Raw genomic sequence first — 17,100 nt, forward strand, 5'->3', positions numbered from 1 at the left:
CCAGTACCAAAGAAGCGGAAGCGGATAAATTGCCAACCATTCGTAAAATGACTGTTTTTTCATTGCTGACCGCGGCCGCCGTCGCCGGCAGGCTGGCCATTCACGGGATTAATATTCAGCCGGCGACCTTGATCATCATCCTCAGCGGCTGGTTCTTCGGTTGGAAAATGGGACTGGCGGAAGGCATGATGGTCGCTTTCGTTTCCGACCTGATGCTTGGGCTCGGCTACTGGACCCCCTTCCAGATGCTGGCCTGGGGCATGATCGGGCTTATCTCAGCGCTGCTTCCGAAACGCAACTGGATTTACATTCTATGGCTGGGTGTGTCCGGTTTCCTGTTCGGCCTGATCATGGCGCTGTCCTATTTCATGATGTCGGCAAATTGGGTCACTGTATGGGGCATGTGGCTCGCCGGCCTGCCATTCGATTTCTATCACGCAGCCGGAAATCTGGCTTTCGGGATTTTTTCCCCGCCGCTGTTCAAAGTATTCGAACGCGAGGCGCGCCGGCTGGAAAACAGAAATCATTGATTGATCAGTGAAACAGGCTAAAATACAGCATACAAAAATTCGTCGGAGCGCTGCAGTGACATAAGCTGAAGTACAGGGCGCGGCCGGATTGCGGCCGTTCCGCAGATCAGCCGGCCGCAATCGGCCGTCAAATGTCCGGACCAGAAACAGTCCGGCCGCGGAAGAAAGCGAACGATTTGAAGAGCAGATTTTGATTTTTAGTGAACCGCAGTGTTATTTCTTTTTTTCAGATGATTAAGGGGCTCCTTACTTTGGCTGTCTGTTCCCGTAAATGGGATCATAGCGGGTAAGGGGCTCCTTTTTTCATTAGTCAGCGGTTCGCCAGCTAACTGACAGATTGGATGGACTGCAGAATATTTTATTCCTAACTCTAATTTTTCTGTATCCGGACTGAGGGGACGATCATTTTTAAATGATTCCTCCCGGGATTCAGCGGAGGCCTGCCGCCCGTTCGCCGCTTATTTTTAAGTTCAGAGCGAATCTTGATTGAACAGCGAATCCGGTCCCGTGACTGATCCGATCCGCTCAGCAGTTAGTGCCGCCGGATGGGTGCCGTCACTGCTTTGTTTAGGCTCAAAAAATAGTGAAATATTTTAAGATCGCGATTTTTTCAATATCGTTAAAGAAGCGGCAGTGATCGGATTGCCCAATCCAATCAGGGGAGAATCTGTCGAAGCCTTTATTGCATTGAAAGATGGAGATGACTTGACGGAAAAACAGGCAAAGGATTATTGCCGGAAATACCTGACGGATTTCAAACGGCCCCGCCATGTTTATTTTGTCGATCATTTTCCGAAAACCGTATCGGGGAAGATTCGTAAAGCCCTGTTCAGAAAACATTGGCTGACCGGTGATCTGTCAGGGGATTACCGTCAGAAAAGCGGAAATGAATGATCACGATCTTCCCGGACCGGCCGAGCCTCTTGTTGCGACTTTAAACAGACAAATCAGATTTGACAAGGCGGAATCATAAAATAACGGGTAAATGTTTTTCCTTTTTGTTCATGCAAAAAATTTTTCACTCCAGAGTAAGTATAAAAATGCTTATTTCGTTTTTCTCAGGTTAAAGCGGCTTTTTTTCTTATGGATTGCTTATCACACAAATATACAGAGACAGATTTTCCGGTCCAATGACGTTAAAATGGAAAACGCAACAGCCGGTTGACAAATTGTCAGCCTGGAATGGCAGCCGTCAATCCCTAAAATTGATATTCTGAATTCGGGGTGATAAATATGGCTTTTCCGGAAAAACTGCGGGCGCTGAGAAAGAAGAGCGGCATGTCTCAGGAAGAACTGGCCGCGATGCTTGGTATTTCAAGACAAGCCGTTTCATAATGGGAATCGGGACAATCCCTTCCGGACATGGACAAATTAATCCTGCTCAGTGACTCGTTTCATATTAGCATCGGCGGCTTAATTAAGACGAAAACGTCGGCTGATCAATGGACATTTGAGGAGCACCGGCCGTTATTCTTTTCGCCCTTTCACTATGAATATAAGAGCAGAAAATCGCTGTTCGGGCTGCCTCTTGTTCATATTAATGTCGGGTCCGGATTCTATACGGCCAAAGGAATTCTGGCCGTTGGTACAGTATCTGCCGGTCTTCTATCTATCGGTGGGGTGCAATGGGTGGGGTTTTGCATCGGCGGGCTGTCAATCGGGCTGATCGGACTCGCAGGGGCGGCATTGGGACTGCTTCTCTCTATCGGGGGATTATCAATCGGTACGCTTGCTATCGGCGGTATCGCAGCCGGTATCATGACATTGGGAGGATTGTCAATCGGTATGTTTTCAATCGGCGGAGCAGCTATTGCAACCCATGTAGCCATCGGCGGCTATGCAAACGGACATATCGCGATTGGGCACATAGCAAGGAGTATAAAAGTCATTGTATCAGATTCACAAGCAGGCAGTTTTGACGACATTTCAGTAAAAGAAGTTAAGCACCTGATTCAGAAGGAGTATCCACATCTGTGGAACCCGATTGTCAACTGGCTGACACTGTTTTTTCGTTGATAACTCCGGATTTCACCCTGACAGAGTCTGAAACGGGACCTTTTCCCCAGAAAAATTTGTTCGAAATAAAGAAAATGCGGATCCCGAAACAAGATAAAGGAAAGACAGACCGAGCGAAAAGGAAGAAAATTTAGTGCCCTGGCATTAGTCATGTATAATTATAGAAGATATTTGCCCATGCCTGTTTCACTGAACCGTTTTATAACAGCCGAGCCATTTCATTGTGCCGCTTGTAAGTACAAGTTAGGGCAGAGTCGCAGACTTCGGTCATCTGGAAATGATGGCCGCAGAATTGCCGAAAAGCCGGTAAACTTCCTTCCTGTTCCCGGAAGGAAGCTGCAAACCGCTGTGATTTGCCTGATCTGCACCCCTCCCTGCCGGAATTTATTTCCGCTGAAATTCAGCTGTTAAATTTTTGTGCTTTGTAAGGCACACTCAGTACAGACCATCGGCAGTCAGTTGATGATTCCTTGCAACGCTGCCTTTGCTGATTGTCAGCAGATCTCCTTGAGATGATTGCCAGGAAATAAGAGCTGTTGGGCTATTCTCCATTTGCTTATTCGCACGAATATCGGTTTGAGTTGACTGCAGTTGAGCAATTTCTCGATCAATAGCTTCAATTTCATTTTGTATTTTTTGAACTTGTTGCGACGGCTGACTCAAGTAGGTCGAATTCAGTCTGTTCATTTCCTCTTCCTGTTCGCCCTTTAAATAAAAGCTTAAATTACTTAATGTTTGATAATTTGAAACGTTTGTACTGAACGGAACGAGCATCAATAAGTCCCCCCTGTTTTTGAGCACGAAAAGTCTCAAAACTATTTTTAAAAAGGATTTTTCAGTTTCTCGGGCTTGTGCCCATCATTCAATTAGATTCTCTTCCTGCTCACCCAGTTGTCTCTTTGTCAATTTCAAAATCGGGCCGGTCGATACAACGATTCAGGTTCTTCCGGATCGCTATTCAGATGGCCTTCGGCTAGAATGAATCCATCCCATTCTTAATTCCTGTCCGATCGCTTTGCTGTACTTATTAACTATTTCGCCTGATTGCAGCAAATGTCTAATAAAGAAATGATCTCTTTCAACGTCTCTTAAAATAATCAAGCGGAAAAATTAACCATCTTCTCATAGTGATTATCGCCATATTCTGTTTGAATTAATGATTATAAAGTATTAATTCTAACATTCCTGTCTATGAAATGAGACAATTTAGTTTCTAAGGAACAGGTCTTTTTGATTATATGATTAAACTGGATACACCCATCCGACCTCGTCTTATCGGAGCCGCTTCATTGAAATAAAAGCACGATACGAAAATGGGGGAATTTATGAACAGCGATCCAAAAGTTACGTTCGATTTGATTCTGGAAATGATGGCGTACTGGACTGTTGATTGAGTGAATCAAGAATATGAGAATCTTGCGAGGGACCTCGTGCAGCTTCTTATATTCTATCAGGGAACTTGTGAGGAGGCGGCCCTGAGATCATGAACAGATTCCTATGTAAAATCGGACAAAATAATAATAAAATATCAGAAATTGAAGCTGACGCACTGACAAATGTCCTGATTATAGAAAAGCTGATCGGCTTTGCAGCGGCACAAGGCGAGAAAATAAAGGAAGTCAGCGCTATAGCGCTGACTTTGCGATTTGATCTCATTCGCATGGAAAACTTCACCCATAAACAGTTGTGGACGCAGGCAGGATTGAATGATTAGTCGGTGAAAGATTACTTCCGGTTTTCCTGCGTGACGAAAAACACTGTGTGTCTCTTTTATTTAGAATCATGATTTCAGTTCCGCGTTTCTATCTCCTTATCAAAATTTATAGATTAGAAGTGATCCTGACATCCGAAAATCCGGATGATCTCTTCTGCTGCCTAGTCGGTAATATCAATGGACCGGCCGGATTGCCGGTTCTTGTTTCTGCCGGCGGCAATAACTTGCTCGTCACATCTGTCTATAGCACGCTGCAGGATAACATCTATACCGAGCAGAACTTCTTTACGCGATAAAAGCAAATGTTTTCTGGCTTCTTCGGGAACATACGACATGAAGGCTCTATGAGACCGTTCAGCCAGATCTTCCAGAATCATAAACGTTGTCCGTTGCTTCATTTTATCCATCCCGCTCATCCTCCCGTTGAAACGATGTTCCCGTGTCTTCAAATGTGATGATCAATTTCTGATTGATAAAACGGGCTTTAGAAATAGGCCGACTCAGCAGGGACCGCGGCAATATCAATTTATGCTTATAAGGACCGGCCTGTATCGTCAGCTCAACGCCCTTTTGACTCAATTCAAGCTGTTCTTTGTGTACAAACGGCACTGTCAGTTCTAAAATATAATGTCCCTCTTCTTTACGGACCTCCTGAATTCTCCCAAGATGGAGCACGGAAGCGGCATTATAATTTTTAAAAGCCATTTCCCCGATCCGTTTCAGCATCGACAGCCCGCAGACCTCCGATTCCATCATCGGAATCTTAAGGATTGGCAGCGGCCTGAATGACTCATGTATCTCCTTTTCATACTTCATTTGTATTTCCCGCCAGGTGGACCAATATCCGCTTCCGGCTTCATCGGGTATTACCCGATTGATGATAATCGCATCGGTGTTAAACCCCGATATATTTAAATAGGTAAAGGATCTTCTCGCTTCGGCAATCACCATTTTCTCCGGATTAATAACAATGCGTACCGAAGTCATTTTCGGATCTGAAATAATCTTTTTCAGCTCTTTTAATTCTTCTACGAATGCTCCGATACTGCTCATCACTTGATCATCCGGCAGTTCAAAACCTCCTGTCACTATTTTAGCAACCGGACGCACGACCTTTAAGAGACGGCGTTCATGCGGAAAGATTTTTTCCAGCCACCAATTAAGCAAGTCCGGAAAACTGAGAAGCCTTAACGTCTCACCCGTGGGCGCACAATCTACAATGATAGCATCATACTGACCGCTTTTCGCCTGTTGTTGGATTTCCATGAGACTAAATAGCTCTTCCATTCCCGGAAAGGCAAGAATTTCTGCAGTCGATAGATCATCCAATTGCGCCCAGGACATCAGGTTCGAAAACCATTTTTGAACCGCTCCCCAATATTTTTCCGTCTCACGGAGGCTATCTACCTCCAGTCCCCATAACCGTTCACGGATTCTTGTCGTTTTGTATCCGATTTGAACGTCAAATGAATCAGACAGGCTATGCGCGGCATCCGTACTCAAAATCAGAGTTTTGTATCCTTCATCGGCTAATCGCACGGCGGTAGCGGCTGCAACACTGGTTTTCCCGACACCGCCTTTTCCCGTATAAATAATAATTCTCATAAGAACCCTCCATATAGTACGATATCGTAGTATTTATCAACGAAAAAACAGCGGCGAATGCACTAATCATCAATGCGTATCTTGTGAAGCGAAGCATGTTTTTCATCTTCGCCGTTCTCTGTATTTTCTTTCAGCGCCTGAACGATCTTCAAAGCAAGGGTAAGAAATTGGGTACGTTCATCCGGGCTGAGCGCTTTTTGAATACGCTCAAATATACCCTGGATGATAGATTGGGCCCGTTCTGCTACGTTCTCCCCTTTATCTGTCAGCCTGATCAGGATGATACGCCGATCTTTTACGGATCGATACCGTTCAATCAATCCCTTGCGATCAAGCCTTTTTGATAAACTGGTCAGAGTACTTAAGGGTAATCCAAGTTTCGCCGCTAATTCCGACATCGTCGTCTGATGATGCAGATGCAGCATGAGCAACGCAGCAACGTCCGATCGGGTCACTGTTTTTTCCAATTCAGATATTTCGGGGAACAATCTCAGCGGCTGAAACCCGCCCTTTAATAACCACTCAAAAAGCCGTTCCATTGAAAAACCTCAAATCAGCATTTTCTTATTACTATAATAATACGATATCGTAGTAAATTCAAGGCGTTTTTTAGAGCAGTGAAAAGCTACGGCGTACAGAAGCGGATACAAAATCATTTTAATCAGTACAGGAAACGGCAGAATTTCTTTACTTTGTTACGCAAAACCTCGCCATATATTGAACCTCGATGACTTGGTAGGGTTTGATTTTTAAAATAAGAATGCTGTTTTTGTCGGCTAATCCCGATCCTCTCCTTTCCAGGCAATCTCCAATAATAGGGAAATTGAATAAAATGTGCTGCATCCTCGTATTTTCTGCATCTCAAAAAATATTAAATAACCGGAAATGCCCCCTTTACAGCTCTTCCAAGTGTTTGATCAAAGGCATTAATTATGAGTGTATCTGCCGACGAGACGTAGATACGTGCCAAAAATTGATTTCTAAGATTCCGGTTTGAACAGGAACCAACGGGTAAAAAGTTAAATTTGAAAGAAAATATAAAATCAAAAAAGCCGCCCGCCAAAATCATGAATCCGCGTTTTGTCACAATAGGAGCCATAAATATAATTTGTTATGTGATAAAATATGCAATGAATTATGCAGATAAGTTGCTAAAATATTTTTTCAGATTCTTATAAAGGAGGACGGAAATTTGGATTTTTACCAAATGAAGTGCGTCCTGACAGTGGCGAAACACCACAGCGTCAGCAAGGCCGCGGAAGAATTGTGTGTCACTCCTCCGTCTCTCTCTCAGCAAATCAAAAAAGCGGAAGATGAACTGGGTGTTAAATTGTTTGTCCGTTCAACTCACGATATTTGGCCGTCCGAAGCAGGAAATGAGTTTATCAAGCGGGCTCAGAAAATATTCGCCGAACTTTCGAAAATGAACGATATCATGAACAACTACGCCAGCGGAACAATCGGTCACCTGGTCATTGGCTGTGTGCCGGTAATGAAAGAGTCGGGATTGCTCCATTTCATCAAATTATTCACTGAGAGATATCCGCATATCTCCCTTGAATTTTACGAAGCGGAATGTTTTGATTTGTATCCTCTTCTCTACAGCGGAAAAATCGATGTGCTTATTTCAACAGCTGCCGACCCTGAAAAACCGAAAAAAATAAAGCTGAAATCTTATCCGCTTGCAGAGGATGAACTTGTGCTGGTGACAAGCAAAAAGCACCGATTTGCTAACCGCGGAATCATAAAGCTCAAAGAGACGGCAAAAGAACCGTTCATTTCATTTTCTCCTTCATCGAGTTTGTTTCGCGTGACAGTGGATGCTTGTCGGCGGTCCGGTTTTATGCCTGTATCCTCCTGTAGAACCCATAATTTCGATACCGCTTTGGGTCTGGTCGCCGCAAATGGAGGAGTAGCCATCGTCCCGCTGAAAAAGGTCACACATACTAAATGGAAGAATATCTCAATTCATCGATTGTCCCCCAAAATCAGCCGAACACTTTATCTTGTTTTTCTTCGCAGCGGTATAGCCAAAATAAATCCGATTGTCGAAAATTTTGAACAGTTTATGGCTCAATGTCATCTGGATTTGCATTTTGACGAATACAATTAAGAAAGAGCTATAGGAAAAATCGAAAATGAGTTTAAATCACCGATCATTGAGGATCGGCGTTTTTTTCTTTTACCAATATGATCGTGCATTTGACGACTGCTATCCAGAATATACAGATTTTCTCCGTATTCAACCGTTTCGGCATTTTGCCACTTTTTGAAGCGGACGGGCAGGCTCATAGACAAACAGACTATGCTCCCGGCCGGTATTGACCCATGGCCATTGATCTGCAGCTGCATCCCCTATAGACAGGAAGATAAAATGTCATCTTCCTAAAAATTTTTCGGCACAGCATGATAAACGGATCATAAAAATCAAATCGCCATTTATTAATTATTTATTAATATCTTACGATCTTACGATAAACAATGATTGATTGTATAATTCCAAATTGCTCCCGATTATTGCCGGTGCTATGATGCATAACAGTAAGAGGTATCACGGAAACGGCCGTAAAACAACGAAGTAACTTACGGTTTTCCGATACCCTGAAGGTTCTGCAGCAGCGTTTGACCGGATCAGCGGATACAGAAAGGAGCGCTTTTTCTGAAAATTGAAGACGCTTAAAAGGAAGGAGACGATGACATCGAGCCGATACCGATTCCGAAGATGATCCCGATTTTTCCCGGGCGAACGGAAGCGTCAGAGGGACTTTGACAGGCGTTTCAAAAGTTGTGACGGCATGATTGTGAAAGATTTAACTATTTTTAAAAGAATGGACGCAAAAATCGATGCCTATTGTATTCACCTGCCTTTATAAATTTGTGAAGCGAAATGGAAAGGACAAAAAAAGAGAGGATGTAAAACTTGGATACGAAAAAGATTCTGGACGGCGTCAAGGTTGCCGAATTATCGACCTTTGTTGCCGCTCCCAGCTGTGCGCGAACCCTAGCAGAATGGGGCGCAGACGTCATTAAAATTGAATCTTTGAAAGGCGATGCCGGGCGCGTCTTTGGCCAGAATTATAAAACGCCCACCGAGGAAGAGGAAAACCCGCTGTTCGAAACGAATAACGCCAATAAAAAAAGCATTTGCATCAATATTAAAACCCCGAAGGGAAAAGAAGCACTCTATAAAATTCTTGAAAAATCGGATGTTTTTGTTACAAATGTGCGCAGTGCCTCATTAAAAAAAGAGGGTCTGGATTATGAAACTCTGAAACAGAAATTTCCGGGCCTGATTTGCGGTCATATTCTCGGATACGGCGAGAATGGAAAAGACCGCGGCAAAGCAGGTTTCGACTATACCGCTTATTTTGCAAGAGGCGGCGTCATGGGGCCGTTAATGGAGAAGGGTTCCTCGCCGATTAATCCGGCCGTCGGTTTTGGCGATAACCAGGCCGGACTGTTCCTGACTGCCGGCATTTGCGCAGCTCTTTACAAAAAAGCAAAAACAGGCATGGGGGAGCGCATAACAGTCAGCCTTTACCATACCGGTGTCTATGATTCGGATCTGATGGTCGCGGCAACCAAGTATCTGAGTGACAAGGATAAATGGCCGATGACCCGGACAGCACCTTCGAGCCCTTTGATTAATTCCTATAAGTGTAAAGACGGAATCTGGCTGGAGATATGTATTCAGGAATACAATCGCTACCTTGTACCGTTCTGCAAAGCGATCGGGCGGGAAGACCTCATTGCCAATGAAAAATTCGACAACGTTACGCATGCATCGGCACATGCACAGGAAATGACCGCCATCATTCAGGACGAAATTGCCAAAAAAGATTTCAATGATTGGAATACTCGATTCCGCGCTGCCGATCTGGCTTTTGAAAAGATTCAGTCCTGGGACGACATTCTGAATGATCCGCAGGCATGGGAAAACGATATTCTTCGGGAAATCCATTATGAAAACGGCCATACGGGCGTGCTGGTCAACTCTCCGATTAAATTTCAGGATATGGGGCTTCCTGAATTGAAACCGGCTCCGAGACTGGGTGCCGATACGGATGCAGTCATGAAGGATCTCGGCTATTCGGAAGAGGAAATTACACAATTAAAGCTGGAGAAGTCCATAGGCGGAATGCAGCGCTTAAAAGTCTGATTATCGGTTGCCTCCCGACAGCAGCTTAACGTTTAAAGGCTGAACGAATGGATTCCGGGATTTAAAAAGACAACAGCCGAAATTTCAACAATGGTAAGGATGTGTTGCAACGTGTACACGATGGGTATGGATATTGGCTCAACGACATCCAAGGGCGTTATTTTGCAGGATGGCACTTCGATCGTCGCCAGCAGCATTGTGGCTGCCGGCACAGGCACGCGGGGACCGCAGCGGACATTGGAAAGCCTATTTAAGCAATCGGATTTAAAAGAAACAGATATAACAAGAACGGTTGTTACCGGCTACGGGAGGCTCCGTTTTGATCAGGCGGATCAGCAAATCAGCGAGTTAAGCTGCCATGCGAAAGGGGCGCATTACATCTATCCCGACGTCCGGATCATCATTGATATCGGCGGACAGGATGCCAAAGCTTTAAAGCTGGACAGTAAGGGGCAATTAATGGATTTTGCAATGAATGACAAATGCGCCGCCGGAACCGGTCGTTTTCTTGATGCCATGGCCCGTGTTCTGGAAGTCGACGTTTCCGAATTATCTAAATTAGCCGACCAATCGCAGAATAGTGTCAGCATCAGCAGCACTTGCACCGTATTCGCCGAGTCGGAAGTCATTTCCCATCTCTCCGACGGCAAGAAACCTGAGGATATCGCCGCAGGCGTCGATCGTTCAATCTCCAAGCGAGTGTCCAGCCTGGCAAAAAGGATCGGCATCGAAAGAGAGGTCACAATGACCGGAGGCGTAGCCAGAAATTCGAACCTGGTCCGTTTTATGGAGAAAGCGATTGGCGGCATTCCGATAAAAGTCTCTCCTTATGCCCAGCTGATGGGGGCGATCGGAGCGGCAATCTATGCCTGGGAGCAGGATACGGGGAAAAGGCTTCCTGAAGGAGTCATGATTACAAGTCTTGAAGAAATCAATTCATAAAAAGAAAGAAGGACGTTGAGAATGCCAAAATCTTTATCAATGCAAATGTGCAATAAAATAGTCAACGACGGCTATGAAAGAGCTCTGGAGGCGAAGAAAAACGGAAAGCTTGTCGGATGGGCAACGTCCATCTTCCCTCAGGAAATTCCGGAAGCCTTCGGATTGGATATCGTCTATCCCGAAAACCATGCGGCGGCGGTATCGGCCCGGCACGGCTCGCTCGATCTCTGCCAGGAAGCCGAAGGGAAAGGATACTCCAACGATTTGTGTTCCTATGCACGGGTTAATCTTGGCTATATGTATAAAGAAACGATTGACGGCGTTAATATGCCCGCGCCGGACTTCGTTCTCTGCTGCACCAATCTGTGCAACACCGTTAAGAAATGGTATGAAAATCTGGCTGCTCATTACAACGTTCCGCTGATTATGATCGATACTCCTTATAATGCCGGGTACGAAGTAAGCCAGGAAGCAGTGGATTACATCAAAGGCCAATTTGAAGAGGCCATTCATCAGCTGGAGAAAATCACCGGACAGAAATTCGACGAAACAAAATTCAAAAAAGTAATGGATATTTCTTCGCACGCCGGGGATCTGTGGAAAGAAGTCATGGCACTCGCCCAAAACAATCCCTCTCCGCTGGGCGGATTCGATCTTTTCAACTATATGGCCATCATCGTATGTGCCCGCGGAAAACAGGAAACGGTGGATTGCTTTGAACAGCTGATTAAAGAACTTAAGGAAAACCTCAAAAACGGAACAACCACTTTCCGCGGAGAGGAAAAGCATCGAATCATGTATGACGGCATCCCCTGCTGGAATTACCTGGGCTACAAACTGAAATATTTTATCAGCCAGGGAATTAACATGGTCGGCAGTGCATACCTGGATACGTGGGCCATTCAGTATGAATCAGGCGATCTCGACGGCATGGCCCGCGCATACAGTGCGCTGCTCAATAACATTAACCTTGATCGACTGGTCGACGACCGGGCCGAGGTCATTAAGAAATTCAACTGCGCCGGAGCCGTCTATCATATGAACAGAAGCTGCAAGATCATGGATTTTCTTCAGTATGAACTGGGCAGAAGAGTGGAAAAGAAAACGGGTGTTCCCTATGCAAGATTCGACGGCGATCAATCGGATCCGCGCAACTTTGCCAAAGCTCAATTTGAAACAAGAATTCAGGGCCTGACTGAAATCATGGAAAGCAAAAAGGCCAATTAAATCGCAGAGGGGGAAAAGAAAGATGAGCCAAGTCGTTAACAGTATTATTTTTCAATTAACGGAAGCAGCCGATCATCCGGGAAAAGCAGTGAAAGATTCTATTGATCAAACAGGCAAGAAGGCGATCGGATGGCTTCCGGAAATTGTTCCTGAAGAAATTATCTACGCAGGCGGTATGCTGCCGGTCGGATGCTGGGGAGGAGAAACGGAAATTAACGATGCAAAAAATTATCTGCCCGCTTTTACCTGCTCGCTGCTGATGGCGTGTATGGAATTCGACATGAACGGAACCTATAAAAATCTTTCCGGCATTGTTGTTCCTTCCATGTGTGATCAGTTGAAGTGTGTCGGTCAGGATATGATGGTTGCCTCCAGCCTCCCGGTTATTCAGATTGTTCCTCCGGCTAATCGTAAAATCGAAGCCGGAATCCGATTCCTGGAAACAGAGTATCAGAAAATGAAAACAAAACTGGAACAAATCGCCGGACATGAAATTACGGATCAGGCGATCGCCGGGGCTATCGATGTTTATAATGACTGGCGTCAAACAATGCGCGAATTCGTTCTGGCGGCAAATGACCATTTGGACATTGTCACCCCGCTTGTTCGCCATAAAGTCATCAAAAGCGCCTACTTCATGGATAAGGCGAAACACGCACAGCTTGTTAAGGACCTGATCGCCGGACTGAAGGAAACAGATAAATTTGAATTCAAAGGTAAAAGAGTGGTCATAACCGGAATTATGGCGGAACCGGATTCCGTTCTCCAAATCCTGGAAGAAAATAATCTGTCTGTTGTCGGTGATAATCTGGCCCAGGAAACGATTCAGTTCGCAACGGATGTCCCGGCGGTGGGAAGGGATGCCATACATCGTCTTGCACTAATGTTCGCTAATATTGAAGGCCTGTCCGTTGCCTACGATCCGGAAAAGAAAAGAGGACAGATGGTTCTCGATCTCGTGAAAGAGAATAAAGCAGACGGGATCATTTTCGCGCTCTTTAAATTCTGCTGTGAAGAAGAATTCGACTATCCGATATTGAAAGAACAATTTGAAGCCCGGCATATTCCGACGCTTTACCTGGAAATCGATCAGCAGCAAGCGGATGCCGAACAAGCCCGCACCCGTATACAGGCTTTTAAGGAGACTCTGGAGATGGGTCAAAGTGTTATCTGATAAAAGCAGTAAAACTCATGTTTCTAAAATTATAACGCTGTGTCTTCAGGGCACAACGTTTTTTTGATTAAACGGAAAGCATCTCTTCAAATATTGTACTTTGTTTGACACTGATCCGTTTTATATCTCTTTATGAAGCAACATGATTTACACTAATGAATATCGAGAAGATTTTTTAAAAATTTTTTGTAAGCGTATTTACTTGTACGCGACGGATCAAGAATGACTGAAAAGAGTGAAATCAATGGAACTTAGCCAAATCAAGTGTGTTTTAATGGTCGCCAAGGTAAAAAGTTTTCATAAAGCATCTTCCATGCTGCACATTACCCCAACCACGCTTTCGCGTCAAATTAAACGAATTGAAGAGGAACTGGGAGTTAAATTGTTCATACGCACGACACGGAGCGTCTGCCTGACGTGGGCAGGTGTAAAGTTTGTCGAGGGCGGACAATACATTCTGAATGAAGTGGCTGAAATAAATAAACAAATGAAAAAGTTTGTCGATGGAACGACCGGCCATCTTGTTATCGGAACCATCCCCGTTTTGAATGAATATGGAATAACCTCTCTTATTCAGTGTTTTATCGAGAAGTATCCTAACGTTTCATTGGAAATTCGCGAAGCGGAATATTTTGATTTATACCCAATGCTTTATGAAGAGGAAATTGATACGGCGATACTGACCTTGTATGATCAAATGAAGCCAAAAGGCGTAAAGCTCAAATCCTGTCCGTTGATTGATGATGAATTCGTCATCGTTACCCGTTCCGGCCACACACTGGCTGAACAAAAAACGATCCATTTAAAAGAAACGGCAGATGAAACGTTTATTCCTTTTACCAGCTTACAGCAAGAAACCATTGAAGCTTGCGCAAAAGCCGGATTTACTCCTAAATTCAGCCAATTCAGCGCCCACAGACTGGATACAACACTCGGACTTGTTGCAGAAGGGGCAGGAATCGCAATGATTCCTTTAGTAGAGGTTACCCATATAAAGTGGGAAAATATACAAATCATTCGTTTGACTCCGAAAATCAAAAGAACACTGATGATGGTTTTGCCGAATGACCCGAAAGAAAAACCTGTCGTCAAAAATTTTGAGCGTTTTGTTCTCAGCTGCAGGCATCGGCTCATAAACTGAACCGGAGAAACGATGCAAACCGGCAAAAGAGATAACCAATCGGAACATTCAAGGGGGACATTTGTTATCAGAGATTGAAAGTGACTTGCAACGACGAAGAAAGATAAAAACTGCGAATGATTCCTGCACCATGGCGCTGCCGCACAGCCAAAGACAGGGGTATCGCTCATGGGGGGATATTTTTATCTTGGCACAGAACGGCACACGATATACAAGTATGAGGGATCCTGATCAATCCCTGGCTCAGATGGCCCGCTATCTCCAAGGCCATCGGTCACGATTTTCCCTGAACGTTTTTAGAAACCGGCTGAGGGATGTCCCCGGCGGTCAGGCGGCCCCGTCAAGCTGACTCATAGCACCGGCATGCACCGGGCTGAACCGATCGCCAGGCCCGTTACCAGGCTGGAAAGCAGCAGCTTGCCCTATTGATCCAGTACGCACGCCATAACAACAGAAAAGCCTATTCTTAGCGCTTCCTCGTGTTAAACGGCGTCTTTTTTAAAAACTCGATGACTTCTTTCTTGTAACCATAGCGACGATTGATCTCTGCGAGCCGCTGTTTATCATGCGTATGGATGCGACCGGTCATCAAGAGTTCCTGATAGAGCTCAAAATAAGGAAGATGCTGTCTCTTTGCTTCCTGAATTTCTTTGTCCCGATCATAGCTTACCCGTTTAAATAGCGTTTGCAGCAGACCGGTTTCGTCGATCTCGATAATGGCATACTCCGGCCGCAGATCGGGACGGTGCCCCGTCCAATTAGAAAAAGGCTGTCCGATAGAACCGGGATTGATGATGAGCTGATCTGCGCTGCTGTACCTCATGATCGGATGATGAATATGTGCATAAACAGCAAGATCAGAAGGATCTTTACTAAAAAGGCGATCGAAATTTTGCTGATCCTGATCCGTTGCAAGGTCACCGCCGCAGTTTCTATCGGGCAGATGGTGTGAGATACCCATTTTCATCCCATTAATTTGCTTAGTGAGATATAAAGGCAACCCCTCCATAAACGCGATTTCGGAACTGCTTAAATGTTCGTATTGATACTGAGCCTGCCTTGCAATATAGACATCCGTCGGGTCATTAAGATCGATGTGGCCGTTCAGCGCGTCAAGAAAACAATCTTCCCAGTTTCCTCTGACAAAAACCGATACCTTTAATTTCTTCAGGATGGCCAATAAATTGGCCGATCCCGGTCCGGGAATGATTAAATCCCCCAGAAACCAGTATTCGGTAGCCCCTTCGCGAAATGCATCTGCGACAACTGCTTCCAATGCCGTTGTATTCCCATGAACATCGGCCAGCAATGCGATTTTATGTAACAAACTTTTCACCTTTATCATTTCAGACTTATCAATCTCAGTATAATCGAAAGGGTCTGCTATTTGTCAACCATTTTAAGAGGGTATGCTTCATTGAAAACCCACCGGAACGGTAAAAATGATGCAATACAATCAGCTGAAGAAAATTTGAAAGCGGCGATCTCTTTGCTGATCGATTTTCGGACCTACGCGCCGCAGCTGAGAAAGAGGGCATTTATCTGCTCCCATGAATACGGCACGGCTGATATCGCCGCCATCGATCGTCCTGCTCCTTCCGGGCGGGACGCTTCTGCCGGCTTTTCCAAGCGATCCGAATCCTCCTTTCATTAGTTCGTTATTCTTATCCCCTTTTGATAATACGCCTCTCTATTCTCCGCAGCAGCCCTTCGTTAAAAAAATGGTGCGGATTCTTCGCTTTCGATCATTTGTTACAGGAGGCCGATGCTTCTTTAAAGTGCAATCAATAGGATATGTTTTACGATTGACGGCCTCAATCTTTCAAGTTTCCTATACCTATCCCGGCCTTGCCCATAAAATATAAAACACCCGGGAATGCCCCTTTATGGCTATTCCCGAGTGCTTGATCAAGGGTATTAATTATGTACCACGGAGAATGAATCCTTATGACCGTCGGTAAAGACTATTGTATTATAGCTATTTTTCTCTGTCAAGAAGATAATCCGGATACTTGGCTGCGGTCCTGCCCTTCTTCATCGTTAACTGCCGATAAAAAAGAGCCGGCCCAACGCTTACGCAAAGAACTGCTCTATCTTCTTCATTAAAGTAAAGTCATACTGAATTTTGATAATCCGACAGAACCTGACTTCTTGAAACAAGCTGATTGTTCTGGTCAACAAGACCAAGCTGATAGGCTTTCTGTACAAGATTAAGTATCGTTCCATAGAACGGATTGCCCGTCATCGTCTGATCGCGTGTCAATTCGTTTTGTACTTGGCTCGAAACATTTCTTGCCAGTTTTTGATCAATAACTTTATGATCACTCATATCTCTTTCAAAATCTGTAAATGTCAACTGATCGCCTGAATTATTTACGGGAAGCCCATCAATTTCAGCCTGAACCCGGTTACCAACCGTCAGCTGAGCATAGGCGGCGAATAAAGCTTTTTCCTGTGGGCTCATTTGACTGATACTTGTCGTACCGCTAGGATCATACATCCAACCACGTCCTGTCCTATATCATTTGATGAAAATCAATTTACACTGTCATCAATGGGAAAATTAAAACCCGGCTCTAATAATCATCGGTA

The 17,100-nt window shown here is 44.8% G+C and carries 18 protein-coding genes; 12 read left to right on the forward strand and 6 right to left on the reverse strand.

Annotated features, from left to right (window positions below):
• The first annotated feature begins 29 nt into the window (after positions 1-29).
• The 4 genes from OYT88_RS03085 (at position 30) to OYT88_RS03100 (ending at position 2,546) form a co-directional block, all read left to right on the forward strand.
• The gene (locus OYT88_RS03085) at positions 30-530 is read left to right on the forward strand and encodes an ECF transporter S component (RefSeq protein WP_274397927.1); all 501 of its coding nucleotides are present in this window, start codon (positions 30-32) and stop codon (positions 528-530) included.
• Positions 531-1,145: 615 nt separating this feature from the next.
• Positions 1,146-1,424 carry an AMP-binding enzyme gene (locus OYT88_RS03090; protein WP_274398293.1) on the forward strand — a complete coding sequence of 93 codons (279 nt, stop codon included), beginning with the start codon at positions 1,146-1,148 and terminating at the stop codon, positions 1,422-1,424.
• Between the two features lie 339 nt (positions 1,425-1,763).
• A complete protein-coding gene (locus OYT88_RS03095; RefSeq protein WP_274397928.1) occupies positions 1,764-1,865 on the forward strand; it encodes a helix-turn-helix transcriptional regulator in 102 nt (33 codons plus the stop codon).
• A gap of 27 nt (positions 1,866-1,892) precedes the next feature.
• The gene (locus OYT88_RS03100; RefSeq protein ID WP_274397929.1) at positions 1,893-2,546 is read left to right on the forward strand and encodes a hypothetical protein; all 654 of its coding nucleotides are present in this window, start codon (positions 1,893-1,895) and stop codon (positions 2,544-2,546) included.
• A gap of 435 nt (positions 2,547-2,981) precedes the next feature.
• Here the strand turns inward: OYT88_RS03100 and OYT88_RS03105 are convergent, their stop codons facing one another.
• Positions 2,982-3,320: a hypothetical protein gene (locus OYT88_RS03105; protein WP_274397930.1), complete on the reverse strand. Its 339-nt coding sequence runs from the start codon at positions 3,318-3,320 to the stop codon at positions 2,982-2,984.
• A gap of 709 nt (positions 3,321-4,029) precedes the next feature.
• On the opposite strand from OYT88_RS03105, the gene OYT88_RS03110 reads away from it, so the two are divergent.
• Positions 4,030-4,260: a hypothetical protein gene (locus tag OYT88_RS03110; RefSeq protein ID WP_274397931.1), complete on the forward strand. Its 231-nt coding sequence runs from the start codon at positions 4,030-4,032 to the stop codon at positions 4,258-4,260.
• A 161-nt stretch (positions 4,261-4,421) separates the two neighbouring features.
• On the opposite strand, the gene OYT88_RS03115 is transcribed toward OYT88_RS03110, so the two are convergent.
• From OYT88_RS03115 to OYT88_RS03125, 3 genes are all read right to left on the reverse strand, one after another.
• On the reverse strand, positions 4,422-4,667 hold the full coding sequence (locus OYT88_RS03115; RefSeq protein ID WP_274397932.1) for a hypothetical protein: 246 nt from the start codon (positions 4,665-4,667) through the stop codon (positions 4,422-4,424).
• Positions 4,660-5,865 (reverse strand): ArsA family ATPase, encoded by a 1,206-nt coding sequence (locus OYT88_RS03120; protein ID WP_274397933.1) that lies wholly within the window; start codon positions 5,863-5,865, stop codon positions 4,660-4,662. The genes OYT88_RS03115 and OYT88_RS03120 overlap by 8 nt, the downstream gene beginning before the upstream one ends.
• Positions 5,866-5,927: 62 nt before the next feature.
• A complete protein-coding gene (locus OYT88_RS03125; protein ID WP_274397934.1) occupies positions 5,928-6,404 on the reverse strand; it encodes a MarR family winged helix-turn-helix transcriptional regulator in 477 nt (158 codons plus the stop codon).
• 653 nt (positions 6,405-7,057) lie between these two features.
• Between OYT88_RS03125 and OYT88_RS03130 the strand changes: the two genes are divergently transcribed.
• The 6 genes from OYT88_RS03130 to OYT88_RS03155 all read left to right on the forward strand — a co-directional run bounded on the left by OYT88_RS03130 (position 7,058) and on the right by OYT88_RS03155 (position 14,508).
• Positions 7,058-7,978: a LysR family transcriptional regulator gene (locus tag OYT88_RS03130; RefSeq protein ID WP_274397935.1), complete on the forward strand. Its 921-nt coding sequence runs from the start codon at positions 7,058-7,060 to the stop codon at positions 7,976-7,978.
• Between the two features lie 807 nt (positions 7,979-8,785).
• Positions 8,786-10,024 carry a CaiB/BaiF CoA transferase family protein gene (locus tag OYT88_RS03135; protein WP_274397936.1) on the forward strand — a complete coding sequence of 413 codons (1,239 nt, stop codon included), beginning with the start codon at positions 8,786-8,788 and terminating at the stop codon, positions 10,022-10,024.
• A 120-nt stretch (positions 10,025-10,144) separates the two neighbouring features.
• Complete coding sequence (locus tag OYT88_RS03140; RefSeq protein WP_274398294.1) at positions 10,145-10,966, forward strand: acyl-CoA dehydratase activase; 822 nt, start codon at positions 10,145-10,147, stop codon at positions 10,964-10,966.
• A gap of 21 nt (positions 10,967-10,987) precedes the next feature.
• Complete coding sequence (locus tag OYT88_RS03145) at positions 10,988-12,193, forward strand: 2-hydroxyacyl-CoA dehydratase subunit D (protein WP_274397937.1); 1,206 nt, start codon at positions 10,988-10,990, stop codon at positions 12,191-12,193.
• A 22-nt stretch (positions 12,194-12,215) separates the two neighbouring features.
• Positions 12,216-13,367: a 2-hydroxyacyl-CoA dehydratase subunit D gene (locus tag OYT88_RS03150; protein ID WP_274397938.1), complete on the forward strand. Its 1,152-nt coding sequence runs from the start codon at positions 12,216-12,218 to the stop codon at positions 13,365-13,367.
• A gap of 244 nt (positions 13,368-13,611) precedes the next feature.
• The gene (locus OYT88_RS03155; RefSeq protein ID WP_274397939.1) at positions 13,612-14,508 is read left to right on the forward strand and encodes a LysR family transcriptional regulator; all 897 of its coding nucleotides are present in this window, start codon (positions 13,612-13,614) and stop codon (positions 14,506-14,508) included.
• Between the two features lie 466 nt (positions 14,509-14,974).
• On the opposite strand, the gene OYT88_RS03160 is transcribed toward OYT88_RS03155, so the two are convergent.
• Positions 14,975-15,835, reverse strand: coding sequence for a metallophosphoesterase family protein (locus OYT88_RS03160; RefSeq protein ID WP_274397940.1), 861 nt, complete (start codon positions 15,833-15,835; stop codon positions 14,975-14,977).
• A 60-nt stretch (positions 15,836-15,895) separates the two neighbouring features.
• Here OYT88_RS03160 and OYT88_RS03165 point away from each other — a divergent pair, with 60 nt between their 5' ends.
• Positions 15,896-16,162 carry a hypothetical protein gene (locus OYT88_RS03165; RefSeq protein WP_274397942.1) on the forward strand — a complete coding sequence of 89 codons (267 nt, stop codon included), beginning with the start codon at positions 15,896-15,898 and terminating at the stop codon, positions 16,160-16,162.
• A gap of 459 nt (positions 16,163-16,621) precedes the next feature.
• Here the strand turns inward: OYT88_RS03165 and OYT88_RS03170 are convergent, their stop codons facing one another.
• Positions 16,622-17,008, reverse strand: coding sequence for a YolB family phage-derived protein (locus tag OYT88_RS03170; protein WP_274397944.1), 387 nt, complete (start codon positions 17,006-17,008; stop codon positions 16,622-16,624).
• Between the last annotated feature and the right edge of the window lie 92 nt (positions 17,009-17,100).

The organism is Sporolactobacillus sp. CQH2019 (assembly GCF_028765345.1).
Lineage (GTDB): Bacteria > Bacillota > Bacilli > Bacillales > Sporolactobacillaceae > Sporolactobacillus.

Bases quoted from the DNA above. Each gene is read 5' to 3' on its own strand.
- OYT88_RS03140 (WP_274398294.1), top strand. From the start codon at position 10,145: ATGGGTATGGATATTGGCTCAACGACATCCAAGGGCGTTATTTTGCAG.
- OYT88_RS03155 (WP_274397939.1), top strand. From the start codon at position 13,612: ATGGAACTTAGCCAAATCAAGTGTGTTTTAATGGTCGCCAAGGTAAAA.
- OYT88_RS03120 (WP_274397933.1), bottom strand. From the start codon at position 5,865: ATGAGAATTATTATTTATACGGGAAAAGGCGGTGTCGGGAAAACCAGT.
- OYT88_RS03115 (WP_274397932.1), bottom strand. From the start codon at position 4,667: ATGGATAAAATGAAGCAACGGACAACGTTTATGATTCTGGAAGATCTG.
- OYT88_RS03095 (WP_274397928.1), top strand. From the start codon at position 1,764: ATGGCTTTTCCGGAAAAACTGCGGGCGCTGAGAAAGAAGAGCGGCATG.
- OYT88_RS03110 (WP_274397931.1), top strand. From the start codon at position 4,030: ATGAACAGATTCCTATGTAAAATCGGACAAAATAATAATAAAATATCA.
- OYT88_RS03100 (WP_274397929.1), top strand. From the start codon at position 1,893: ATGGACAAATTAATCCTGCTCAGTGACTCGTTTCATATTAGCATCGGC.
- OYT88_RS03105 (WP_274397930.1), bottom strand. From the start codon at position 3,320: ATGCTCGTTCCGTTCAGTACAAACGTTTCAAATTATCAAACATTAAGT.
- OYT88_RS03125 (WP_274397934.1), bottom strand. From the start codon at position 6,404: ATGGAACGGCTTTTTGAGTGGTTATTAAAGGGCGGGTTTCAGCCGCTG.
- OYT88_RS03170 (WP_274397944.1), bottom strand. From the start codon at position 17,008: ATGTATGATCCTAGCGGTACGACAAGTATCAGTCAAATGAGCCCACAG.
- OYT88_RS03150 (WP_274397938.1), top strand. From the start codon at position 12,216: ATGAGCCAAGTCGTTAACAGTATTATTTTTCAATTAACGGAAGCAGCC.
- OYT88_RS03145 (WP_274397937.1), top strand. From the start codon at position 10,988: ATGCCAAAATCTTTATCAATGCAAATGTGCAATAAAATAGTCAACGAC.